The organism is Streptomyces sp. GQ60 (assembly GCF_059758875.1).
The window spans coordinates 67044-90731 of sequence record NZ_JCAXEG010000015.1 but is presented as its reverse complement, the minus strand read 5'-3'; the positions used below and the strand labels follow the sequence as shown (position 1 = coordinate 90731).

Below are 23688 nucleotides of genomic sequence, written 5' to 3'. Positions count from 1 at the left end.
ACCGGCCCGTCAGCGGGTGTTCCCGGCCTGCCCGGAGCCCGCCGGGGGGCGGCGCGTGCGGGCCATCTTCCGGGCCACGAAGGCCCGCGGGAGGTGGCGGGCGGCCAGCGCGTACGCCTGGTAGCGGCGGCCCGTGATGCTCACCGGGCGGCGCCGGGCCAGGTCCTTCAGGGCCTGGGCCACCACGTCGCGCGGCTCCAGCCACACCGCGTCGCGCAGGGCGGTGACGTCCATCCCGGCACGCTCCTGGAACTCGGTGCGGGTGAATCCCGGGACCACCGCCAGCACCCGGACCCCGTACGGCTCCATGTCCACGCGCAGCGACTCGCTGAAGGCCGTGATCCAGGCCTTCGCCGCGCCGTAGGTCCCGGTCGGCAGCAGTCCGGCCACCGAGGAGACGTTGAGCACCGCGCCGCGGCGGCGTTCGCGCAGGCCCGGGAGCGCGGCGTGGGTGAGCCGGAGCGGCACCTTCACCAGCAGGTCGAGCATCCGCTCCTCGTCCTCGACCGGGTTGTACGGGAACGGCGCGGGGAGTCCGAAGCCGGCGTTGTTGACCAGGATGTCGACGGGCCGGGTCCGGTCCGCGAGCCGCTCGGCGACGGCGGCGAGCCCGTCCGCGTCGAGCAGGTCGGCGGGCAGCACCTCGCAGACGGTGCCGAATTCCCGGGCGAGGTCCGCGGCGACGGCTTCGAGGCGGGCTTTGTCGCGGGCGACGAGGACGAGGTCGCAGCCCTTGGCGGCGAAGCCGCGGGCGAAGGCGGCGCCGAGTCCGGCGCTGGCCCCGGTGATCAGTGCGGTGGTGGTCAAGAGACGTTCACTTCCTGGCTGTCGAGCGCGTTCGGGGACTCGCGGATTCGCGGGGTTCACGGGTTCACGGGGTTCACGGGGTTCGCGGGGCGAAGCCGGCCGTGGCCGGTGAGGCGTAGGCCTGGGCCACGTCCACGAGGAAGCGGGTCTCGCCCTCCAGGTCCCCTCCCTCGGCCGAGGTCTGGAGGGCCGCGGGCAGCTCCAAGGGGTCTTCCTCGCACCGCTGCTGCGGGATCCCGGCGAGCTTCGCCTGCCGCGCCTCCTTCAGTACGCAGGCCAGCGCGGCCGCACTGGCCCGCTGTTCGGGTACTCCGCTGCCGGCCACGTGGCTGCGCGCGAGCTCCGGCACGCCCGGGGCCACGTACTCCCCCAGGATCAGGATGGCGTCGCGGGTCTCGATGACCTTGCGGTAGACGAGCAGGTTGCGCGGGACCGGCGGCCACAGCAGTTCCAGCACCCGCCCGGCGCGCGGCTTGTTGAGGGCGACGTGCGGGACGGCGTGCACCAGGTCGCGCCAGAGCGGCCACAGCCGCCAGGCGGTGGCGATGTCGGCGGCCGTGCTGCGGAAGGTGAACAGCGTCGGGACGAGGATCGCGGCGGCGCGGAGCAGTCCGTGCACGTTCATCAGCAGCGGGTTCGCGGGCATCGCCCAGGTGAAGCCGAACAGCGCCTTGAGCAGGTACACGAACCAGAACACCCCGGCGAGCGCGGTGCCGAGGCCGAACAGCAGCAGTCCGGCGGCGAGGCCCCGGCTCTCGGCACGGCGGCTGTAGCGCCAGCAGACGGACACGCAGATGGTGTTGGCGAGCAGGTGGGCGGAGATCAGCACCAGCCAGTACGCGAGGGAGGGCACCGGGTCGCCGGCGGGCGGGATGGTGTGCGTGCCGTGGTCGGGCGCGGCCGTGTCCAGGACGACGAGGACGGTCAGCCAGAGGACCGTGCCCGCGCCGGAGGCGATCTGGAGCCGGCGGCCCCGGGTGGCGGCCGCCACGAAGTAGAGCACGGCGCCGGCCGAGAGGACGCCGATGAGGTTGCGCACCAGCCCGATGGTGTGCGCGTAGCCCGGGTCGCGGCCCATGGCGTAGGCGACGACGTCGGGGAGGTTCAGCGTCATCGCGGCCGCGGCGGTGGCGACGGCGAGCCACAGGCCCCGCTGGTGCGGGGCGCGCAGGGCGCCGGGCGCGCGGAGCAGGACGGCGATCCAGAGGCAGGCGACGCTGGGGACTGCGAGCGCGTCACCGAAGGCGATCAGATCAGAAGCCACGGTGGACGTGCCCCCGTCCACGCCGCTCGTAGCCCATCGCGGACTCCAGCCGGGCGAGCGTGTCCCTGCCTCCGGCGTCGTGGCCGGGGTGCGGGTCGCGGGTGCCCGTGCGCATGCGGATCATGCTGGCGAGCATCTCCGCCTCCCGCTCCTGGCGGGTGGTGTAGTTGGTGCGCCCGAGCACGGTGGGGACGGATCCTTCTCCACCGCCGGCGCCCGGGGAGTCCTCGGCGGGGGCTTCCAGCGAGTGGTGCCCGAAGAGGATGTGGCCGATCTCGTGGAGCACGATGTGCTCCCGGTGCAGCGGGGTGGTCTGGGCCTCGTAGAAGACGAAGTCCACGTCGGCGGTGCCGACCCACAGTCCGCACACTCCGGACTCCGCAGCCTCTCTGGGCAGCGGGTGGAGCCGGATGGGGCGGCCCCGTTGCTCGGCTATCCGCTCGCACAGTCCTTCGAGCGAGAAGGGGTGTGTCAGTTCAATACGGCCGAGAATCGCCTCGCACCGTTTGCGCAGACTGGATTGAGGGTGGCGCATGTGTTCCCTCTTCGGACCCTTTCTCGGGCAACGGCGGTACGCGTGCGTGGGCTGGGGCATGACGTCCTTAGCCTTCAAGGCGACCTCGGGAGGGCGGTCCTGAGGGGAAACACGGAAGCCCGCTCGCCGAAAGACGAACGGGCGTTCCGTCATGCCTACAGATCATCCGGATGAGTTGGCAAGGTTTGTCCCCATGTCGGGTGCCTATTCAGCCAATCCGGCACGCGCTGCCACGAGCGGCTAGCGCTTGCGGCCGCCCCGCTCGTCGGGGCCGCTGAGCCCGGCGCGGCGCAGGGCGTCCGCCATCGCACTGTTGGCGGGGGCCGGAGCACTGCCGCCCTGACCGCCCTGACGCTGGCCGCCGCCGCCCTGGCCGCTCTGACCGCCCTGGCGACGGCCCTTGCCGCCGTCCCGGGAGCCGCCCTGGCCACCCTGGCCGCGCTCGGCGCCGCCCTGACCGCCCTGACCGCCCGCCGCGCCGCGCTGCTGCGGGGGCCGGCCGCCGCCTCGCCGCTCGCCCCCCTCACCCCGCTCGCCCCGCTCCTCGCGCTGCCTCGGCGCACCGCCGCCGGCGCCGCCCGCGCCACCGCGCTCCGCCTCGTCCTCGAGTCGCAGCGTCAGCGAGATCCGCTTGCGCGGGATGTCCACGTCCATGACCTTGACCCGGACGATGTCGCCGGGCTTCACCACGTCCCGCGGGTCCTTGACGAAGTTCTTCGACAGCGCCGAGACGTGCGCCAGCCCGTCCTGGTGGACGCCGATGTCGATGAAGGCGCCGAACGCGGCCACATTGGTGACCACGCCCTCCAGGATCATCCCGGGGGCCAGGTCGCCGATCTTCTCGACGCCCTCCTTGAAGGTCGCCGTCTTGAACGCGGGCCGCGGGTCCCGGCCCGGCTTCTCCAGCTCGCGCAGGATGTCCGTGACCGTCGGCAGACCGAAGGCCTCGGTGACGAACTGCTCCGGCCGCAGCGAGCGCAGCACACCGGTGTTGCCGATCAGGGCCGCCACCTCGCTGCCCGCCGTCTTGCCCATCGTGCGGACCACCGGGTAGGACTCGGGGTGCACGCTGGAGGAGTCCAGCGGGTCGTCCCCGTCCCGGATCCGCAGGAAGCCCGCGCACTGCTCGTACGCCTTCGGGCCGAGCCGGGCCACGTCCTTGAGCCCCTTGCGGTTGCGGAAGGGGCCGTTGGCGTCGCGGTGCGCCACGATGTTCTCGGCGAGTCCGCCGCTGATGCCCGACACGCGCGAAAGCAGCGGCGCGGAGGCGGTGTTGACGTCGACGCCGACACCGTTCACACAGTCCTCGACCACCGCGTCGAGCGATCGCGAGAGCTTCACCTCGGACAGGTCGTGCTGGTACTGGCCGACGCCGATCGACTTCGGGTCGATCTTCACCAGTTCGGCGAGCGGGTCCTGCAGCCGCCGGGCGATGGAGACCGCGCCGCGCAACGACACGTCCATGTCCGGGAGTTCCTGCGAAGCGAAGGCGGACGCCGAGTACACGGAGGCGCCGGCCTCCGAGACCATCACCTTGGTGAGCTTCAGCTCGGGGTGGCGGGCGATGAGGTCCGCGGCGAGCTTGTCGGTCTCCCGGGAGGCGGTGCCGTTGCCGATGGCGACGAGCTCGACCGCGTGCTCCTCGGCGAGGCGGGCCAGCTTGGCCAGCGCGTCGTCCCACTTGTTGGCGGGCACGTGCGGGTAGATCACCTCGGTGGCGACCACCTTGCCGGTGGTGTCCACCACGGCCACCTTCACGCCGGTGCGGAAGCCCGGGTCCAGCCCGAGCGTCGCGCGGGTGCCGGCGGGTGCGGCGAGCAGCAGGTCGCGCAGGTTGGACGCGAAGACCCGTACCGCCTCGTCCTCTGCGGCAGCGCGCAGCCGGGAGCGCAGGTCGATGCCGAGGTGCACCTGGATCTTCGTGCGCCAGGCCCAGCGGACGGTGTCGGCGAGCCACTTGTCGCCGGGGCGGCCGCGGTCGTTGATGCCGAAGCGGCGGGCGACCATGCCCTCGTACGTGGAAGGCCCGGGCGTTTCGCTCGGCTCTTCCGGCTCCAGCGTCAAGTCGAGGACGTCCTCCTTCTCCCCGCGGAGCATGGCGAGCACGCGGTGCGAGGGGAGGGCGGTGAAGGGCTCGGTGAAGTCGAAGTAGTCGGCGAACTTGGCGCCCGCCTCCTCCTTGCCCTCGCGGACCTTCGCGGCGAGCCGGCCGCGGCCCCACATGCGCTCGCGCAGTTCGCCGATGAGGTCGGCGTCCTCGCCGAACTTCTCGGTGAGGATGGAGCGGGCGCCCTCCAGGGCGGCGGCCGCGTCGGCCACGCCCTTGTCGGCGTCGACGAACGCGGCGGCCGCCACGGCCGGTTCCTGCGAGGGATCGGCCAGCAGCCCCTCGGCGAGCGGCGCGAGACCGGCCTCGCGGGCGATCTGCGCCTTGGTGCGGCGCTTTGTCTTGAAGGGGAGGTAGATGTCCTCCAGCCGTGCCTTGGTGTCGGCCGCGTTGATGCGGGCCTCCAGCTCGGCGTCGAGCTTGCCCTGCTCCCGTACGGCGTCGAGGATCGCCGCGCGCCGGTCCTCCAGCTCCCGCAGGTAGCGGAGCCGCTCCTCCAGGGTGCGCAGCTGGGCGTCGTCGAGCATCTCGGTCGCTTCCTTGCGGTAGCGCGCGATGAACGGCACGGTCGAACCGCCGTCGAGCAGCTCGACGGCGGACTTGACCTGCCGTTCCCGTACACCGAGCTCCTCGGCGATCCTGCCTTCGATGGACATCGTCACTGTGCGGTCCCGCCTGCCTTCGTACGTATGCGTGATGCTGGTGCGTGCTGCGTGCTGTGTGCTGCGTCGGAAGGCTGCCAATTGTGGCAGGTGGCGGCCGCGGACGTCGGGAGCCGGGCCCGGTCCGGGTCTCAGGCCTTGCCCATCAGGTCCCCGGGGAAGGCTCCGGCGACGAAGGCCTGCATGGTGAAACCGCCGCCGATCTCCGCGAGCCGGGCGGTTCCGGCCGCGCCGAGGTGCTCGTACGGAGCCTCGTCCAGGCGGTCGGTCTCCGCTTCCAGCTCTTCGCGCAGGGCCGCGCCCTCCGGTGTGAGCTCGCCCGCGGCATCGAGCAGACCCCGCTCGCGGAGGCGGTCCGCGGCCGCGTCGAGGTCGGACTGGTCCCAGCCGCGGATGTACTTGAGGTACTTCGGGGTCATGCCGTGGCCGCTGGCCGTGTGACTGACCAGGGCCTCGACCGGGTCCAGGCCGACGGTGAGCAGGGCGACGAGGTGCCCGTCGCCGCGGTGTTCGCGCAGCAGGGTGGTGGCGTGCCACAGCTTGAGGTGCGGCTCCTCGGGTACGGGGAGGTCCGCGTGGGCCGAGTAGAGCGTACGGGCGTGCCGGGTGCAGGCCTCGGTCGCGCGCATCGCCAGCCCGGCGGCCTCCGCGATCTCGGGGGAGGCGATGGTTTCCCCGCCGAGGAGCCGGCGCAGGGTGGTGTCCACGGCCCGCAGCCGGGCGGCGAGGACCTGCTCCGGGGTGGCGGTCTCCCAGACGGCGGGCAGGTGCCGGGCGATGAGGTCGTGGCGGTAGTTGTAGAAGGTCGCCGTCACCGTGCCCGCGCCGACCGCGCCCATGGCGGCGGAGCGGGAGGCGAGGTTGACGGCGTTGTGGTCGGTGATCCCGAGGGCGGCGAACTCCATGCCGAGGTCGGGCGAGAAGTAGACGGTGGAGTGCAGCGGGTTGATCGCCCCGTGCCAGCAGCTGCGGGCGGCGCGCGCCGGAAGTGTCATGGCGTGCAGGCTAACGACTGCTTGGTATGGAGAGAAGAGCGGGGCGCCGCGCCTCCGGTGAACCGGTGGCGGAGAGGGACCTTCCGCTACATGCCCGGCTCGTAGTAGCCGTCGGGCTCCTGCTGGGGCGTCCACCAGCTCATCAGCCCCCACCCCGCCAGGCCGGTCGCCACCGGTCCTGGTCCTCGTTCTCCACCCCGCCGTTGAGGGAGCAGGCCGCCCTCGATGCCCAGATCACCCCGCCGGTCACCGCGCCGAGACCGGCGAGGACGGCGAGGACGGTCGGTATGGTCTCGACTCTGTTCCGCATGGCGTGGATCCGATCATCGGTGTGCCGGGCCGGCACGCTACCCAGCCGGAGCCGGGGAAGCCCCCTCTCCGGCAAGGCCTGGTCGGAGAGGGGGCGGTCCGGCCCTACTTCAGTTCGGCACCGGTGGCCACGACCACCCCGTAGAGCTCGGTGACCGTGGCGAGGGCCGCCTGGTGGATCTGCCGCGCCGAAAGGGCGCCGGCCGGGCTCTCCAGCGCCCGCGTGGCCGAAGCGTCGGCGACGACGGTCGGGGCGTAGCCGCGCAGGAAGGCGCCCTCGGTGGTGAACAGGGTGCACATGTTGGTCATGAACCCGGCGATGATCAGGTTCTTGCGGCCGGCGGCTTCGACGATCTCGTGGAGATCGGTCCCGTGGAAGCCGTTCGGGACCGATTTGGTGACCACGGCCTCGCCGTCGCGGGGAGCGACGGAGGCGTGGATGGAGCCGGGTTCGGTGTCGACTCCGTAGCCGCCGTCCCGGACGTGGACGACGGGGGTGCCGGCCTCGCGGGCCCGGGCGAGGAGCTGGGCGGCGGAGGCCAGCGCGGGTTCCCAGCCGTCGAGTTCCATGACGCCGCCGGTGTAGGTGTTCTGGTAGTCGACCAGGACCAGGACCGCGTTCTCGAAGGTCGCGGGGGTCTCGTCGAAGCCGTTGAGCTGACGCAGGGTGGTGGTAGCCATGGGGGTGCCGTTCTCACGAGGGTGGGGTGGCGGCCCGACTCGGGGCCACAACGGCAACGCTAGGACGCCGCGAACGCGCGGGCAATGACGGCCGACCCGCAGATACGGACATCGATCCGCGCAGGCCGGAGGCGGTGCGCGGGGTGTCACCGGCGCCCGGATCGGGCGGGTTCCGCACGGGCGCTTTTCAGACGCGTGGCGATCGTGTGACAGGAGGGGCCATGGACATGACGCGGGGTCCCGGGCCTGAATACGGTCGAACGGAAGCCACTCCCCTACCCATTGGAGTTCAAGGTGCACCGCAAAGTCATCGCCCCGAGCGTGCTCGCCGCCTCCCTTCTGCTGGTGATCCCGGCGTCGGCGGCGAGTTCCGTGCCGGGCGCACCGGGTATCGGCGATCCCTACTACCCGGCCAGCGGCAACGGCGGGTACGAGGTCTCCCATTACGACCTGCGCCTCCAGTACCAGCCGAAGACCGACCTGCTGGAGGGCACCGCCACCCTGCTCACCACCGCCAAGCAGGACCTGTCCCGCTTCAACCTCGACTTCGGCCTGGACGTCAGCGAGATCCGGGTCAACGGCGTCAAGGCGAAGTTCGCCAAGTCCGGCGCCTCGGAGCTGGAGGTCACCCCGGCCTCCCCGCTCCAGCGCGGCCGGCAGTCGAGCGTGGTCGTCAAGTACGCGGGCAAGCCTTCGGAGTTCAAGGTCGACGGCTGGTCGGCCTGGCAGCGCACCCCGGACGGCGGCGTGGCCGCGCAGGAGCCCGATTCGGCGGTCTGGTGGTTCCCGAGCAACGACCACCCGCTCGACAAGGCCACCTTCGACGTGTCGGTGAACGTCCCCGACGGCACCCAGGCCATCAGCAACGGCGTGCTGCAGTCGCAGAGTTCGCGCCTGGGCTGGACCCGGTACAACTGGCGCTCGAACAAGCCGCAGGCCACGTACCTGGCCACGCTCGCGATCGGCAAGTTCGACATCACCACCGACAAGACGGCGAGCGGGTTGCCGATCTTGAACGCCTACAGCCGGGACCTCGGCGACAACGCGGGCGCGGCGCGCGCCAGCGTGGAGCGGACCGGCGAGGTCGCGGAGTGGCTGGAGGGGGTCTTCGGGCCGTACCCCTTCAACGCGCTCGGCGGGTACGTGCCGAACGTGCCCAGCGGGTTCGCGCTGGAGACGCAGACCCGGCCGTTCTACAGCCCCCGGCAGTTCGCGAACGGCGCGAACGTCTCCGTGGTCGTGCACGAGCTGGCCCACCAGTGGTACGGGGACAGCGTGTCCGTCGACGGCTGGAAGGACATCTGGGTCAACGAGGGCTTCGCCCGCTACAGCCAGTGGCTGTGGTCGGAGAAGGAGGGCGAGGGCACCGCGCAGGAGCTGGCCGACTGGGCGTACGGGCTGCGGGCCGCCGAGGACCCGTTCTGGCAGGTCAAGCCGGGTGACCCGGGTCCGGAGAACCAGTTCCACGGGGCCGTCTACGACCGTGGCGCGATCGCCCTCCAGGCGCTGCGCAACCAGATCGGCGACGAGAAGTTCTTCCGGATCCTGAAGGGCTGGCCGACCGAGCGGGCCTACGGCAACGCCAAGGTCGGCGACTTCGTCCGCTACGCGGAGAAGGTCTCGAACCAGCCGCTCGCGCAGCTCTTCGAGACCTGGCTGTACACCCCGGGCAAGCCGGACGCCTCGGCCCTGAACCCGGCGGCGGCCACCGCTCCGGGGGCCCGCACCCTCCGCTCCCCGGCCGCGAAGCCCGCGGCCGAGCCGAAGTCCTGGAAGAAGATCGCAGAGACGAACACCGTGCACGACCACTGACCCGCCGCCCTACGGAGCCGCACGCCCAAACCGCGCGCCGTCGCCCCTCAGCGGGCGGCGGCGCGCGCCCGCGCCCGGGCGGCGCGGGCGATCGGGAGGTAGCGCAGGCGCTCCGGCAGGAGCGGTACGAGGAGGCGTACGGCCGTGCTGAAACGGCGCAGCCGGCGTTCTTGGGCCGGGGTCCACTCCAGGCCGATGGCGGCGCGCGCCTCGGGCGGCATGTAGCCGGCGGTGACGAAGGCCCGGAAGTGCAGGAAGGCGGTCCGCAGGACGGGCCAGGTCAGGCGCAGCAGGATCCGGACCGGCAGCGGACCCCCGGCGGGGCGGGGCAACGGCGCGTCGGTGGCGAGGAGTTCGCGGGCGACCTTGGTGGGCTCGATCTCCTCGGCCAGCATCCGGTGGTAGTACGGCCAGTACTCCTCGATGCTCCGCGGCATGTCCCGGTCGCGCAGACCGAGGATGCGGCCGACCTGGAGCCACTCGCGGTAGAGCTGACGCTCCTGGTCCGGGGTGAAGGGGCGCAGCAGGTAGCGCCCGGCGTACAGGTAGACCGGGAAGCCGGTGGCGTGCACCCAGGCGTAGCAGGCCGGGTCGAGGGAGTGGTAGCGGCGCCCCCGGGTGTCGGTGCCCTGGATCTCCTTGTGCAGGCGGCGCACCCGGCGCCCCTCGGCCGCGGCGTCCGCCCCGCCGTACACCCACAGTTGGACGGAGCGCAGGGAGCGCTCGCCGCGGCCCCAGGGGTCGGTGCGGAAGACGGAGTGCTCGTCGACCCCAGCGCCGATGGCGGGGTGGGCGACCTGCAGGGTGAAGGCGGCGGGCAGCATGAGCAGCGCGCGGACGTCTCCGGCGATGGTCCAGAGCACTCCCCCGGGCGGCGGGGGCTCGGGGTCGCTCCGGCCGCCGGACGCGCGGGGCGCCGCCCCGTCCGGTCCGTCCGCCCGGTCCGGCCCGCCCGGTCCCTCGAAGGGCGGCTCCGTCGTGCTCATCAGTGTGCCCCCAAGGTGTCGACCAGCCGTTCTCCCAGTATGCAGGGGTCCCGTGGCTTCCCGCGCACCCTGTGGACGATGCATCCTGCGCCCATGAACCTGTCCCCCTCGGCCTGGCTGCAGGACCTGGCCCCCTGGATGCTGGCCGGCACCGCCGTGACGCTGGCCCTGGTCTTCGCGGTGCTCTTCGCGCTGTCCGCGGCGGCGTACTTCCTCCTGCGGCTCCGGCGGCACCGGGAGAACGCCTCCGGGTCCCGCGAGGCCTCCAGCGCCTCGGAAGCGGACGGTCTCGGCGGCTTCACCTGGACCGCCGCGCAGGACGAGGAGCGGCGGGCCGACTGAGGGACCGGCCCCCAACGCCGAAGATGTACCCCCTGCGTCCAGAAACCCGTGTCACAGGTGTTACCGCGAAGTAACCCTGGCTGCTTGGATGGCGGAGCCGATCTTCCCCCACAGGAACGAGGGAACCTCCATGCCCCAGATCCAGCCCCGCAGGGCCCGCGCCGCCGCCGCGGCCGTCGCCGCGATCGCCGTCGGATCGCTCGTCGCGACCACGGCTCCGGCCGCCACCGCCGCCGAGAGCGCCGCCGCACCGCGGCTCAGCGTGCTGTCGTACAACGCGTTCCTGTTCAGCAAGAGCCTCTACCCGAACTGGGGCCAGGACCACCGGGCGGCCGAGATCCCCAAGGCCTCCTGGTACCAGGGCCACGACGTGGTCGTGCTCCAGGAGGCCTTCGACAACGGCACCTCCGACGCGCTGAAGGCCAACTCGGCCGCGCAGTACCCGTACCAGACCCCCGTCGTGGGCCGCGGCAAGACCGGCTGGGACGCGACGGGCGGCGCCTACTCCTCCACCACGCCGGAGGACGGCGGCGTCGCGATCGTCAGCAAGTGGCCGATCGTGCGCAAGGAGCAGGTGGTCTTCAAGGACGCCTGCGGCGCCGACTGGTGGTCCAACAAGGGCTTCGCCTACGTCGTGCTGAACGTGAACGGCACCAAGGTCCACGTGGTCGGCACCCACGCCCAGTCCACCGACCCCGGCTGCGCCGCCGGCGAGGCCGTGGAGATGCGCGCCCGCCAGTTCCGGAACATCGACGCGTTCCTTGACGGCAAGAACATCCCGGCGAGCGAGCAGGTCATCGTGGCGGGCGACTTGAACGTCGACTCGCACACCCCGGAGCTCGCCACCATGCTGGCCAACGCCGACCTGGCCGGCTCCGACACCCGCACGGGCCACACGTACTCCTTCGACACCGCGATGAACTCGATAGCGAAGTACCGCTACCCGACCGACCCGCGCGAGGACCTGGACTACGTGCTCTACCGCAAGGGCAACGCCCGCCCGGCGAACTGGGAGAACCACGTGGTCCTGGAGCAGTCGGCGCCGTGGACGGTCTCCAGCTGGGGCACCTCCTACACCTACAACAACCTTTCCGACCACTACCCCGTGATCGGCCGCTGATCCGCCGCTGATCCACTCCCGCGAAAGGGGGGTGCCCGCCGCGATCCGGCGGGCACCCCCCTCCCTCGGGCCTCGGGCCTCGGGCCTCGGGTCGTCAGCCGTTCGCCTTCGCCCGCTCCCACTCGCTCGCGTAGTCGTTGAAGATCGCCCGCAGGTGGTGGCCGATCTTCAGATAGTCCAGGTCGTCGAGGTTGGCCAGCGAGACGCGCACCGACCACTGGGGGCCGTCGAAACCGCCGCCGTTGAGGAGGACCACCGAGGTCTGCTCGGCGAGCCGGAAGAGCGGGTCGACCGGCTCGTAGTTCTTCTCGAGGAAGTCCGCGAAGTCCTTGCCGTGGACCCGTTCCGCCTCGGCCAGCAGGTCGAGCTCGATGTAGTACCCGGCCCGCTTGTCGTCCTCGGAGATCTTCATCTGGGCGCCCTCCAGCAGCAGGTCGAGCCTGCGGTGGACGATCTGCCGGATGCGCTCCTTGTACGCCTGGCCCTCGTCGAGCATGTCGAAGAGCGAGAAGAGCACCATCATCGTCTGCTGCGGCAGCGAGAGGCCGGCCGTGTGGTTGAGGGCCACCGACCGGGAGTCCGCGACGAGCCGGTCGACGAAGCGGATCTTCTCCGGCTCCAGGCTGAGGGTGCCGTACCGCTTGGCCAGGCGGTCCTTCTGGTCCTGCGGGAAGCCCGCGACCATCTCGTCGATGACGTTGTCGTCGTGCAGGCCGATGACGCCGAGCCGCCAGCCGGTGCAGCCGTAGTGCTTGGAGTACGAGTACACGAGCAGGGTGTTGCGGGGCAGGTCGGCGGCGATCGAGCGGAAGCCGGGCACGAAGGTGCCGTACACGTCGTCCGTGACGATCAGCAGGTTCGGGTTGGTGGTGGCGACGATGTCCTTGATCTGGTTCGCCACCCGGTCGCTCAGCGCGAGCGAGGGCGGGTTGGACGGGTTGACCAGGCAGACGAGCTTCACCGAGGGGTCGGCCAGCTTGGCGACCTCCTCCTCCGGGTAGCGCCACTGGCGCACCCCGGTCTCGGCGAAGAGGCTCGCGGAGACGTTGACCACCTCGAACTCGAAGGTGTCGAGCTCGGGGATCTCGATGTACGGGGTGAAGACCGGTGTCATCAGGGCGATCTTGTCGCCCTTCTTCAGGATCCCGTTCTTCATCAGCGAGTCGAAGATGTAGCACATGGCGGCGGTGCCGCCCTCGGTCGCGAACAGCGACAGGTTGTTGCCCTCCGGCGGGTTCTTGCCGAACATCTCGTCGGCGACGTAGCCGCGCACGATGTGCTCCGCGTGCGTCAGCATCCGGTCCGGCACCGGGTAGTTGTCGCCGGTGATGGAGTCGGTCAGCTCGTGGACGAAGGCGTCCTTGTCGAACGGCCAGCGCGAGAGGGCGTACTGGACGCAGGCGGAGAGCATCTCCACGCCCGGCAGGTCCGGATGGCGCCGGGTCCAGGACTCGAACCGGTCCCCGATGCCCTTCTTCTCCGGCATCCCGCCGAGGTTGTCGGCGGTCCACACTCGCCGGGACTCCTCCAGAGCGAAGTAGCCCAGCGCGTAGAAGGCCTCGCGCGGCCCGGTGGCGATCCAGTTCGGGTTGCCGCGGCCCGCGTTGAGCATGGCCCGGGCGGTGGTGTCCTTCTGGCCCGGCTTGTCGGCCTGGGCGGCCGTGGCGAGCTGGATGAACTTGTCCTTCAGCTCGAACGGGCTGAGCTGCGCGAAGGACTGGATCTCCTCGCGGCTGAAGGTGGTCTCCGGCACGGTGGCTTCCTTTGGTTAGAGGGGGGCTTTGATGGGAGGGGTCGTTCAGAGCGGTCGTTCAGAGCGGTCGTTCAGAGCGGTCGTTCAGTGGTTGAGGATGACGATGACGGCGCCCCAGATGGTCAGCAGCACGTTGCCGATCGCGTAGGGGATCGTGTAACCGAGCGTCGGTACCTGCGATTTGGACTGTTCGTTGACCGCGCCGATCGCTGCCGTGGTGGTCTGGCCGCCCGCGAGGACGCCCATCAGGATCGGGAAGCGGATCTTCTGGACGTGGTGGCCGACGAGGAAGCCGACCAGGAGCGGGATCAGCGTGGCGACGGCTCCGAAGAGCAGCAGTCCCCAGCCCGCGGTGGCCAGGCCGCTGGTGAAGCTGGGCCCGGCGTTGATGCCGACGACCGCGATGAACAGGCAGAGCCCGAGGGTGTCCATGAACCACTGGGCGCCGGGCGGTACGTTTCCGTAGGTCGGGTACCTGCCGCGGATCCAGCCGAAGAACAGCCCCATGATGAGCGCGCCGCCCGAAGTGGACAGCGAGATCGGGACCCCGCCCGCGGTGAGCGCCGGGATGCCCAGGCAGCCGCCGAGGAAGATGCCCAGGCCCACCCAGATCATGTCGGTGGCGAAGCTGGTGGGCACCGGCTTGCCGATGGCCTTGCCGGCCGGGTCGACCAGCCGCTTCGGGCCGGTCAGGATCAGGGTGTCGCCGCGCTCCAGCCGGGTGGCGAGCCGGTAGGGGAACTCCGTGCCGGAGCGGTAGAGCTTGTCGATGTAGACGCCGACCATGAAGGGCTCGGCGCGCAGCTCGGCGATGGTCTTGCCCAGCTGCGCCTTCTCCGAGGCGACCACGTGCAGCGTCTCGGTCTGGTAGCCGAGGAGTTCGACGTCGTCGGTCTCGGGTCCGATGTGGGTGCGGGCGTCGAAGTCGACCAGGGAGCCGCGCAGGGCGCTGACGGCGACGACGTCGCCTTCGAGGAGCGTGGTCTGCTGGGTGTGGTCGAGGATCTGCCCGTCCCGGCGGACCCGGGTGAGGTAGATGCGGTGGCCCAGGACCTTCTGCTGGTTCTCGAAGTCGTCGATGGTCCGCCCGACGAGATCGGGCCGCTGGATGGTGTAGGCCCGCAGCACGATCTCGTAGTAGCCCTCGTGCAGATCGGGGTTGTCGTCGGGAGCGTCCATCTCCTTGGCGATCTGGGCGCTCTCGGCCGCCAGGTTGCGCCGGTAGAGCCGGGGCAGCACGTTGGCCAGCAGCATCGCGCAGAGGATGGTGCCGAGCGGGTAGGTGACCGCGTAGCCGACGGCGACGAAGTCCTGCTGCTCCTTGATCTGGTCGGCCGAGAGGCCCGGAAGGTTCCCGATGGCGTCCTGGGCCACGCCGATGACGGCGGACTGGGTGAGGGCGCCGCCCAGCAGGCCCCAGCCTGACAGAGCGGCGAAGCCCCAGGAGACCAGCAGACCGGCACCGCAGACGCGGCTGGTGCTGCGACCCTGGGGCAGGCCGTCGTTCTTCGGGTCCCGCAAGAACTGCGAGCCGACCTTGCAGTCGGTGGCGAAGAGGAACATGTTGAATCCTCCCCCTCCTAGTGGAGGGGGATTCCTGGCTCACGCTGCCTGGCGGACCAGCGGTCCGCCAGGACTTCCACGATCAGCGCCAGCCGGGTTGAAACCAGCCCGGGAAACAGCAACGCCAAAGCGGATGTGCGCACTTGGTTCTCGTAACGCACTGCTCGCAGTGCACGATACCCGAAATCGAGGTTCATAAGGGGCCGTCCGTGCCAGAGGGGGTCAAGCGCCGAGGATCCCGACGAGGATCGGTCCGGTGAGTGGGAGCAGGAAGTTCGACAGCGCATAGGTGATCGTGTAGCCGAGCATCGGCACGGAGCTCTGCGCGACCTGCGTGACCGAGGTGATGGCCGGTGTGGAGCACTGCTGTCCGGCGATGGCGCCGATCAGCAACGGCTTCTCGATCTTGAGGAGCTTGCGCCCGACGACCAGCGAGATCGTGGCCGGTACGAGGACCATGGCGATGCCGGCGAACGGCAGCAGGGCCCCGTACTCCTTGAGCAGCGGCCAGGCCTGCGGGCCCGAGGTCAGCCCGGTGCAGGCGATGAAGACCGCGAGCCCCATGTCCTTGATGGTGGTGGCGGCTTGCGGCGGGAAGGCGCCGAAGGTCTGCCGGCGGGAGCGGAACCAGCCGAAGAGCAGACCCGAGATCAGGCAGCCGCCGCCGGTTCCCAGCGAGAGCGGGACCCCTCCGAGGCGGACCACGATCTGGCCGATGAGCGAGCCGACCGCGATGCCGAGACCGAGGTAGATGAAGTCGGTGGCGTCGTTCTTGGCCACCGTGCCGATCTTCGAGACGATCCGGTTCAGGCCGGCGCGGGCGCCCACGAGGGTGACGACGTCGCCGCGCTGGACGACGGTGTCCGGGTTGGCGGGCAGGTGCTGCTCGCCGCGGAGCACGTCGGTCACGTACACGCCGCTGCGCCCGAACTCCGCGTGGGTGGCGCGGAGCTCGTTCAGCGTCTTGCCGGCGACCGACGGATCGGTCATGGCGACCTGCCGGGTGGCCAGCGGGGTGTCCACCCCCGGGATGCCGGGGGTCTCCGGGCCGATGGCCCGGCCCGCCGCGATGGCTGCGGAGCGCCGGCCGACGACGAGGACGAGGTCGGAGAGCACGAGTTCGAGGTCCGGGGCGGGGGTGAGGTCCTTGGAGCCGCGCCGGACGGCCTCCACGGTGACCCCGCCGTCGAAGGCCGCCTCCAGGTTCCCGACGGTGCGGCCGTCGGCGAGGGTGACCAGGTGCGTACGCCCGACCAGGCCTGGCATGGCCTCGCGCTCGTCGCTCTCCAGGCCGCCGCCGGAGCCGCCCCCGCGCATCTTCTCCCACAGGGCGCGCGAGGCGTCCGCCAGGTTGATGCGGAGCAGCATCGGCATGATCTGGCTGGTGTAGATGACGATGGTGACGAGGCCGAAGAGGTAGCAGACCGTGTACGCCGTGGCCACGTGGCCCTGGTACGTGGAGATCTGCTCCGCGGTCAGGTCGGGCAGCTTGCCGATCGCCTCGGTGGCGGTGCCGACCACGGCGGATTCGGTGGCCGCGCCGGCGAGGATGCCGGAGGCGGTGCCCACGTCGAGGTCGAAGGCCTTGGCCAGCAGGTAGGCGAGGCCGAGCACGCTGACGAGCTCGATGATGCAGAGCGCGAAGAAGCGCATGCTCTTGCGGTTGAGGTTGGCGAAGAACTGCGGTCCGGCCATGTAGCCGAGGGCGAAGATGAAGAGCGCGAAGAAGACCGTCTTCACGTCGGCGTCGATCTCGATGTGGGCCCAGGCGCCGAGCAGCAGCGACACGATCAGCGTGCCGCAGATGCCGCCGAGGGTGATCGGGCCGACGCGCACCTTGCCGAGTAGGTAGCCGGCCGCGAGGCAGAGGAACAGGGCGAGTTCGGGGTGGTCTTGCAGCACACCCATGGGCGATCAGCCGCCCTTGCCGGGCGGCATGGCGAATTCAGGGCATATGCACATTCCCCCACCCTTGCCCGGTGAGTGATCGTCCGCTCACCGGGCAGGGCCGTTCGTGTGACGGACCTTCCTACGAAGCTTCGTGCGGCTCCGATCGCGGCCCGGCCTGCGACTCCTCCTGCGGCTCCTCCTGCGGCTCCTCCTGCGGCTCCTCGTGCGGCTGCGCGTACAGCCCCTCGATCAGCTCCGCGTACTTCTCCCGGATCACCCGGCGGCGCAGCTTCAGGGACGGCGTCAGCTCCCCCGACTCCGGACCCCACTCCTCGGTCAGCAGCCGGTAGCGCTTGATCTGCTCGGTGCGGTTGAGCCGGGCGTTGGCCGCTTCGACGGCCCGGGCGATCTCCTCCCGCACCGCCGGGTGCGCGGCGAGCTCCGCGGGGGTGGCGGCCTCGATGCCGTGGGCCTCGGCCCACGCCGGGGCGAGTTCGGGGTCGAGGACGAGGAGGGCGACCAGGTAGGAGTGGCCGTCTCCGTGCACCAGCGCCTGCCCGATCAGCGGGTGTTCCTTGACGGTGTTCTCCACCAGGGCGGGCGAGACGTTCTTCCCGTTCGAGGTGATGATCAGTTCCTTCTTGCGGTCGGTCAGCCAGAGGAAGCCCGCCTCGTCGAGCCGCCCGATGTCCCCCGTCGGGAACCAGCCCGCCTCGTCGGAGGCGCTCTCCACCGAGCCGTCCGGGAGGAGGTACCCGCCGAAGACCGTCTCCCCGCGCGTGAAGATCTCCCCGTCCTCGGCGATCCGCAGCTCCAGCCCCTGGATCGGGCGCCCCACGGAGCCCAGCCGGAAGCCGTCCGGGGTGTTGACCGTGCACACGCCGGAGGTCTCGGTCAGCCCCCACGCGTCCATGATGGTGATCCCCCAGCCGGCCCAGAAGCGCACCACGTCGATCGGCATCGGCGCGGTGGCACTGGCCGTCCAGATCAGGCGGTCCATCCCGGCCAGCGTCAGCAGCGGGTCCAGCACGTGTTCCTTGGCCCCGGCGTACGAGGCTTCGAGCGCGGCCGGGATCTCCTCCCCGCGCTCCCGGTGGCCCGCCCGCTCCCGTGCCAGGTCGTTGGCGGCCGCGATGGCGCGGCGCTGCTCCTCGGGCAGCCGCCCGAGCACCGCCCGTACGGAGGCGGCCAGCTTCTCCCACACCCGGGGCACGCCGAAGAACTGCACGGGGTGCAGCTCCCGCACCGCGACCGCCACGGCCGCCGGATCGGCGCACAGCCGGACGTGGGCGGCCCGCAGGAGGGGGAGGTAGATGCCGAGGATCCGCTCGGCGATGTGCGCGAAGGGCAGGTAGCAGAGGTGCTCGGCGTGCTCGGGCAGCTCGATGTGCCGGTCGAGGCGGACGGACTGGAGCACGATGTTGCGGTGGGACAGCCGCACCCCCTTGGGGTCACCGGTGGTGCCCGAGGTGTAGACGACCGTCAGCGGGTCATCGGAGCGGGACTCCCGCCAGGCCTTCTCGAAGGCCTCGGAGCGGTGCAGCCGGGCGCCGCCGGCGTACACCGACCCGTAGGTCGAGTGCGGGCCCGCCTCGGCGGCCTCGGCCACGACGAGCCGCTCCAGCGGGGTGCCGGGGTCGGCCAGCAGCGGCTCCCACCGGACCAGCTCCCGCGCCCCCTCGACCACGGCGAGCCGGGCCCGGCTGTGGCGGGCTATGTGGGCGATCTGCTCGGGCGCGGAGGTCCCGTACACCGTGACGGGGACGGCGCCGAGGTGGACCAGGGCGAGGTCGCTGAGCCAGTGCTCGGGGCGGTTGCCCATCATGAGCAGGACGTGCTCGCCGCGTTCGACGCCCAGTGCGGCGTAACCGGCGGCGAGGACGGCCACCTTGCGGCGCACGTCCGACCAGCTGAGGGTGGTCCAGCCCTCGCCCTCGCGCCAGGAGAGGGCGGGCAGAGCACCGTGCTCGGCGGCGTTGCGCGCCAGCAGGGCGGGCAGGGTGAGCTCGTCGGGAGGTGCGGGCAGTCGCAGTTTCGTGGGCATGGGCAGCTCCTTGCCGTTTCACATCGTTGGTGCGACAGCAATACTGTTGAACACGAACGGAGTCGACGCGCTGATCAGAGAGCAAGGCGGAGAGCCCATGACCACCCAGGCACCGGAGCCGGCGTCGCTGACCGTCGACGAACTGGCGGCCAGGGCGGGTGTGACCGTCCGCACCGTACGGTTCTACAGCACCCGCGGGCTTTTGCCCCCTCCCGTGATCGGACCCCGTCGGGTCGGCCGCTACGGTCCGGAGCACCTGTCCCGCCTCGCGCTCATCGAGGAGTTGCAGCACCAGGGCATGACCCTCTCCGCCATCGAGCGCTACCTCGACGCCCTGCCCGACGACCTGAGCGCGCACGATCTGGCCATCCACCGCGCGCTGGTGGCGACCTGGGCGCCGGACGCGGCGCTGGACTCCTCGCGCGCGGAGCTGGAGAAGCGGGCCGGGCGGACCCTGACGGAGGGCGACATCCGGCGGCTGGCGGCCATGAACGTGCTGACGCCGACCCCGGAGGGCTTCCGGGTGGACGTGGGGCTGCTGCGGCTCGGGGTCGCGCTGCTCGACGTACCGATCGCCCACGAGACGATCCTGGTCGCGCGCGAGGTGCTGCTCGGGCACGCGCGGACGGCGGCGCACCAGCTGACCGCGCTGTTCCGGGACGAGGTGTGGGGGCCGTTCACGGAGGGCGAGAGCGATCCGGAACGGGTGGAGTCGATGAAGGCGCTGTCCGCGCACATGCAGCCGATGGTGGTACAGGCCCTGGTGACCGCGTTCCAGCGCTCGCTGAAGGAGGAGTTGCGGGCGGCCTTCGTCTCGGAACCGGTAGGTTCGAGCCATGGCGATGATCTACAAGACCACCGTGAAGCCCGGTAAGACGGAGCTTCTGACTGCCTGGCTTCCGACGCGGCCGTGGTACGCGTCCACGGGACACGCCCCCGAACTCGACCGCTCGGGCGGGTTCCGGCTCGACGACCCGGAGGGCGAGGTCGGCATCGAGTTCATGGTGCTCACCGACCGGTCCGGCGGCCGGGAAACCTCCTACCTGGTGCCGCTGACCTACCGCGGCGCCCCGCTCGACGGCGCCGCGGGCGCGCTGGTGGGCACCTCCGAGCACGGCGTGCTCGGCACCCGCTGGATCTACGACGGTGCCCACGACCCGGTGCTCGTAGGCCAGTTGCTCGCACTGGTCCAGGGCCGCGCGGTGGCGCAGGACCAGTGCGACAGCGATGTGGCCGACCCCTCGGTCACCGCCCGGTTCGAGGGCCCCGGCCTCCCGGCGGTCCGCCCGGAGGCGCGGCTGGAAATCACCGACACCGCGCGGGGCACGGACGTGCGCGTGCCCGGCGGCCCGGTGGTCGCTCTGACGCGCGTCCTGCGGCCCGGGGACGCCGGGCCGGCGGACGCCTCGGGGGCCGTGGGCCGGCTCACCGGGGGATGGACCGCTCCGGACGGCGCGTCGTACCGGGGCCTGTTCGCGGAGCTGCGCACCGCCGGACACGCCACCGGGGAGACCACCCGGCAGACCAGCGCCTGATCCGATCCCCTCCCGGAAACGGAACGCGCACGGCGCGGGGAGCGCCTGTTCACGTGCCCCGGGGAACCGCCCGTTCACGTGCGAAGAAACGGCGAGCCTCATGAAGAAATCCCTGGTGGCCGCACTTGCCACTTCCGCGATGGCCGTCCTGCTGGCCGCGCCGGCGACGCCCGCGACCGCTGCTTCACCATGTTGCAACCAGACCACCCCGAACACCTCGATCCTCTTCTACAACAAGGACACCGGTTCGACGGGGACCGCCACTTTGGCGGCGGGGAGGTACCGCTACACGGGGGCACTCGACCTTCCCACCGGTTACACCCACGCAGCAGCGAGCCGCGACTCGCTGTACAACGAGAACACCGGGGAAGGCGAGACCGGCACCTTCACCGGCGGGCGCTACAACCGCGTCGAGAGCTACGACGACTTCTCGACGGACTGGAGCCTCATCGAGGCGTCCGGCGACTCGGTGCTCTTCTACAACGCCGGTTCCGGCTTCGGCATCACCGGCACGCTGAAGAACGGCAAGTACCAGGAGGTCCGCCAGTACGGCGACTTCAGCAAGGGCTGGGCGTTCATGGCCGCCTCCTGCGACACCCTGCTCGCCACGACGGCGAGGAAGGGGTCGACCGAGTTCCCCAAGAGCAACATCGGGTACGGGAGCCTCAAGAGCGGCGTCTACACCAACGTGGGCAACAGGGACGGGGAGGTGTTCCTGGGGTCTCTGGTCGCGACCAAGGACTCGGTGCCGGCCCTCGCGAGGAACGCCTCCGAACTCCAGAACAAGGTGTCCAGGGCGACCGACGGCTCGGTCGGCGGTTTCCGCGACACCGGTACGTCGGGCGTGTGGAACCTCGTGGGCAGGACCGCGGACAGCCTGTTCTTCTACAAGGACGACGGGACGGCCTGGATCTCGAAGCTCAGCGGGGGCAACTACGCCAACGTCGGTCCGCTGAACGAAGTTTCCTCGGGCTGGACGATCATCGAAGGCGGCGTCTGAGCCCGTAGCGCGTGCGGTTCCGGGGGGATGCCCCGGAACCGCACGCGGCCCGTTCGAGCAGAGAGCGGCTCAGTCCGCTACTCAGTCGGCGTACCTCTCTCCCCGCCCGGCCTTCTCCACCAGGGAGGCGGGCGGGGCGAAGCGCTCGCCGTACTTCTCGGCCAGCTCGCGGGCGCGGGCCACGAAGCCCGTAAGACCGCCCTCGTAGCCGTTGATGTACTGGATCACCCCGCCGGTCCAGGCCGGGAAGCCGATGCCCATGATGGAACCGATGTTGGCGTCGGCGTACGAGGTCAGGACCCCCTCGTCGAAGCAGCGGACGGTGTCCAGCGCCTCGGAGAAGAGCATCCGCTCCTTCATGTCTTCGAACGGGACCTCGACGTGTCCGTCCCCGGGGGCCTTGGTGAAGTGCTCGCGCAGCCCCGGCCAGATCCCGGCGCGCTTGCCGCTCTCGTCGTACTCGTAGAACCCGGCGCCGCCGCTGCGCCCGGGGCGCCCGAACTCGTCGACCATCCGGTCGATGACGGTGTCGGCCGGGTGCTCCGGCCAGTCCCGGCCCTCGGCCTCGAAGGCCTTGCGGGTCTCGTTGCGGATCTTGCGGGGCAGCGTGAGGGTCAGCTCGTCCATCAGGGAGAGCACCTTGGCCGGGTACCCGGCCTGGGCCGCGGCCTGCTCGATGGAGGCGGGCTCGATGCCCTCGCCGACCATGGCGACGCCCTCGTTGATGAACTGGCCGATGACCCGCGAGGTGAAGAACCCGCGCGAGTCGTTGACCACGATCGGGGTCTTGTTGATCTGCCGTACGAGGTCGAAGGCGCGGGCGATGGCCTCGTCGCCGGTCCGCTCGCCCTTGATGATCTCCACCAGCGGCATCTTGTCCACGGGCGAGAAGAAGTGCAGTCCGATGAAGTCGACCGGCCGCGAAACCCCTTCCGCGAGGCCTGTGATGGGCAGCGTGGAGGTGTTGGAGCAGAGCAGCGCGTCGGGGGTGAGGTACTCCTGGATCTCCTGGAACACCTTGTGCTTGAGCGCGGTGTCCTCGAAGACGGCCTCGATGACCGCGTCGCAGCCCGCCACGTCGGCGGCCTCGGCGGTCGGGGTGATCCGGGCGAGCAGCTCGGCCCGCTTGGCCTCGGTGGTACGGCCCCGGGACAGGGCCTTGTCGAGCAGCTTCTCGGAGTACGCCTTGCCCTTGGCGGCGGCTTCGGGGGTGACGTCCTTCAGCACCACCTCGATGCCCGCGCGGGCGCAGGAGTAGGCGATGCCGGCGCCCATCATGCCGGCGCCGAGCACGGCCACCTTGGCGACCTTGCGGGGCGCGACGCCCTGCGGGCGGCTGCGGCCTGCGTTGACGGCCTGGAGGTCGAAGAAGAACGCCTGGATCATGTTCTTGGCGGTCTGCCCGGTGACCAGCTCGGTGAAGTAGCGGGCCTCGATGGTCAGCGCGGTCTCGAAGTCCACCTGGGCGCCTTCGACGGCGCAGGCCAGGATGTTGCGCGGGGCCGGGTACGGGGCTCCGTTCAGCTGCTTCTTCAAGTTGGCCGGGAAGGCCGGGAGGTTGGCGGCGAACCGCGGGTTGGACGGCGTACCGCCCGGGATCTTGTAGCCGGGGACGTCCCACGGCTGCTTCGACTCCGGGTTGGCGTCGATGAAGGCGCGCGCCTTGGCGAGCATCTCCTCGGGCGTGGCGGCGAGTTCGTGCACCAGTCCGTTGTCCAGGGCCCGCTGGGGGTTGTACTGGGTCCCCTGCAGCAGCACCTTGAGCAGCGCGTCGGCGATGCCCATCAGGCGGACGGTCCGGGTGACGCCGCCGCCGGCCGGGAGCAGGCCGAGGGTGACCTCGGGCAGGCCGATCTTCGAGCCGGGCGCGTCGAGGGCCACCCGGTGGTGGGAGGCCAGGCAGATCTCGTAACCGCCGCCGAGGGCCGTGCCGTTGACGGCGGCGACGACGGGCTTGCCGAGGGTCTCGATGCGGCGCAGCGAGCGCTTGATCTCGGTGCCGGTGTCGAAGGCCAGCTGCGCGTGCTCGGGGCGCAGCTGGATCATGTCCTTGAGGTCGCCACCCGCGAAGAAGGTCTTCTTGGCGGAGGTGAAGATGATGCCCCGGATGGAGTCCTTCTCGGCCTCCGCGCGATCGGCGATCGCCGCGATCGAGTCCTTGAAGGCCTGGTTCATCGTGTTGGCGGACTGGTTGGGGTCGTCGAGGACCAGGGTGACGACGCCGGTCTCGTCCTGTTCCCAGCGGATCGTGGTGGACTCGCTCATGTTCGCAACTTCCGTGTC

General features: G+C 70.9%; 18 protein-coding genes and 1 pseudogene. 6 read left to right on the top strand and 13 right to left on the bottom strand.

Features of this window, described 5'->3' with window-relative positions:
* Nucleotides 1-9: 9 nt before the first annotated feature.
* The 7 genes from AC6CKD_RS29465 to AC6CKD_RS29435 all read right to left on the bottom strand — a co-directional run bounded on the left by AC6CKD_RS29465 (nucleotide 10) and on the right by AC6CKD_RS29435 (nucleotide 7360).
* Complete coding sequence (locus AC6CKD_RS29465) at nucleotides 10-807, bottom strand: SDR family NAD(P)-dependent oxidoreductase (RefSeq protein ID WP_498331433.1); 798 nt, start codon at nucleotides 805-807, stop codon at nucleotides 10-12.
* 73 nt (nucleotides 808-880) lie between these two features.
* The gene (locus AC6CKD_RS29460) at nucleotides 881-2071 is read right to left on the bottom strand and encodes an MAB_1171c family putative transporter (protein ID WP_498331432.1); all 1191 of its coding nucleotides are present in this window, start codon (nucleotides 2069-2071) and stop codon (nucleotides 881-883) included.
* Nucleotides 2061-2606, bottom strand: coding sequence for a hypothetical protein (locus AC6CKD_RS29455; RefSeq protein ID WP_498331431.1), 546 nt, complete (start codon nucleotides 2604-2606; stop codon nucleotides 2061-2063). Before AC6CKD_RS29455 ends, AC6CKD_RS29460 begins: the two co-directional genes overlap by 11 nt.
* Before the next feature lie 240 nt (nucleotides 2607-2846).
* Nucleotides 2847-5375 carry a Tex family protein gene (locus AC6CKD_RS29450; protein WP_498331429.1) on the bottom strand — a complete coding sequence of 843 codons (2529 nt, stop codon included), beginning with the start codon at nucleotides 5373-5375 and terminating at the stop codon, nucleotides 2847-2849.
* A 131-nt stretch (nucleotides 5376-5506) separates the two neighbouring features.
* The gene (locus AC6CKD_RS29445) at nucleotides 5507-6370 is read right to left on the bottom strand and encodes an SCO6745 family protein (protein ID WP_498331427.1); all 864 of its coding nucleotides are present in this window, start codon (nucleotides 6368-6370) and stop codon (nucleotides 5507-5509) included.
* Between the two features lie 142 nt (nucleotides 6371-6512).
* The gene (locus AC6CKD_RS29440) at nucleotides 6513-6680 is read right to left on the bottom strand and encodes a hypothetical protein (RefSeq protein ID WP_498331425.1); all 168 of its coding nucleotides are present in this window, start codon (nucleotides 6678-6680) and stop codon (nucleotides 6513-6515) included.
* Nucleotides 6681-6784: 104 nt separating this feature from the next.
* Nucleotides 6785-7360 carry an isochorismatase family protein gene (locus AC6CKD_RS29435; protein WP_498331423.1) on the bottom strand — a complete coding sequence of 192 codons (576 nt, stop codon included), beginning with the start codon at nucleotides 7358-7360 and terminating at the stop codon, nucleotides 6785-6787.
* 294 nt (nucleotides 7361-7654) lie between these two features.
* Here AC6CKD_RS29435 and AC6CKD_RS29430 point away from each other — a divergent pair, with 294 nt between their 5' ends.
* Nucleotides 7655-9172: a M1 family metallopeptidase gene (locus AC6CKD_RS29430; protein ID WP_498331421.1), complete on the top strand. Its 1518-nt coding sequence runs from the start codon at nucleotides 7655-7657 to the stop codon at nucleotides 9170-9172.
* A gap of 47 nt (nucleotides 9173-9219) precedes the next feature.
* Here AC6CKD_RS29430 and AC6CKD_RS29425 read toward each other — a convergent pair whose 3' ends face one another.
* Entirely contained in the window at nucleotides 9220-10158 is a 939-nt protein-coding gene (locus tag AC6CKD_RS29425) for an oxygenase MpaB family protein (RefSeq protein WP_498331420.1), read from the bottom strand.
* A gap of 93 nt (nucleotides 10159-10251) precedes the next feature.
* On the opposite strand from AC6CKD_RS29425, the gene AC6CKD_RS29420 reads away from it, so the two are divergent.
* Entirely contained in the window at nucleotides 10252-10500 is a 249-nt protein-coding gene (locus AC6CKD_RS29420) for a hypothetical protein (protein ID WP_498331419.1), read from the top strand.
* Between the two features lie 130 nt (nucleotides 10501-10630).
* Nucleotides 10631-11620 (top strand): sphingomyelin phosphodiesterase, encoded by a 990-nt coding sequence (sph, locus tag AC6CKD_RS29415; RefSeq protein ID WP_498331418.1) that lies wholly within the window; start codon nucleotides 10631-10633, stop codon nucleotides 11618-11620.
* A gap of 94 nt (nucleotides 11621-11714) precedes the next feature.
* Here sph and AC6CKD_RS29410 read toward each other — a convergent pair whose 3' ends face one another.
* The 4 genes and pseudogenes from AC6CKD_RS29410 to AC6CKD_RS29395 form a co-directional block, all read right to left on the bottom strand.
* On the bottom strand, nucleotides 11715-13373 hold the full coding sequence (locus AC6CKD_RS29410) for a bifunctional aspartate transaminase/aspartate 4-decarboxylase (RefSeq protein WP_498331417.1): 1659 nt from the start codon (nucleotides 13371-13373) through the stop codon (nucleotides 11715-11717).
* An 84-nt stretch (nucleotides 13374-13457) separates the two neighbouring features.
* Nucleotides 13458-14942 (bottom strand): annotated as a pseudogene (locus AC6CKD_RS29405) (aspartate:alanine exchanger family transporter); the annotation flags it as partial.
* 216 nt (nucleotides 14943-15158) lie between these two features.
* Nucleotides 15159-16844 carry an aspartate-alanine antiporter gene (gene aspT / locus AC6CKD_RS29400; protein ID WP_498331415.1) on the bottom strand — a complete coding sequence of 562 codons (1686 nt, stop codon included), beginning with the start codon at nucleotides 16842-16844 and terminating at the stop codon, nucleotides 15159-15161.
* A 121-nt stretch (nucleotides 16845-16965) separates the two neighbouring features.
* Complete coding sequence (locus AC6CKD_RS29395; RefSeq protein WP_498331413.1) at nucleotides 16966-18870, bottom strand: AMP-dependent synthetase/ligase; 1905 nt, start codon at nucleotides 18868-18870, stop codon at nucleotides 16966-16968.
* Between the two features lie 97 nt (nucleotides 18871-18967).
* Here AC6CKD_RS29395 and AC6CKD_RS29390 point away from each other — a divergent pair, with 97 nt between their 5' ends.
* The 3 genes from AC6CKD_RS29390 to AC6CKD_RS29380 all read left to right on the top strand — a co-directional run bounded on the left by AC6CKD_RS29390 (nucleotide 18968) and on the right by AC6CKD_RS29380 (nucleotide 21405).
* Nucleotides 18968-19744: a MerR family transcriptional regulator gene (locus AC6CKD_RS29390; RefSeq protein WP_498331411.1), complete on the top strand. Its 777-nt coding sequence runs from the start codon at nucleotides 18968-18970 to the stop codon at nucleotides 19742-19744.
* Nucleotides 19707-20405, top strand: a complete 699-nt coding sequence (locus AC6CKD_RS29385; protein ID WP_498331409.1) for a maltokinase N-terminal cap-like domain-containing protein — start codon at nucleotides 19707-19709, stop codon at nucleotides 20403-20405. The genes AC6CKD_RS29390 and AC6CKD_RS29385 overlap by 38 nt, the downstream gene beginning before the upstream one ends.
* Before the next feature lie 100 nt (nucleotides 20406-20505).
* Entirely contained in the window at nucleotides 20506-21405 is a 900-nt protein-coding gene (locus tag AC6CKD_RS29380; RefSeq protein WP_498331408.1) for a hypothetical protein, read from the top strand.
* An 81-nt stretch (nucleotides 21406-21486) separates the two neighbouring features.
* Here the strand turns inward: AC6CKD_RS29380 and AC6CKD_RS29375 are convergent, their stop codons facing one another.
* A complete protein-coding gene (locus AC6CKD_RS29375) occupies nucleotides 21487-23670 on the bottom strand; it encodes a 3-hydroxyacyl-CoA dehydrogenase NAD-binding domain-containing protein (protein WP_498331406.1) in 2184 nt (727 codons plus the stop codon).
* Nucleotides 23671-23688: the final 18 nt, after the last annotated feature.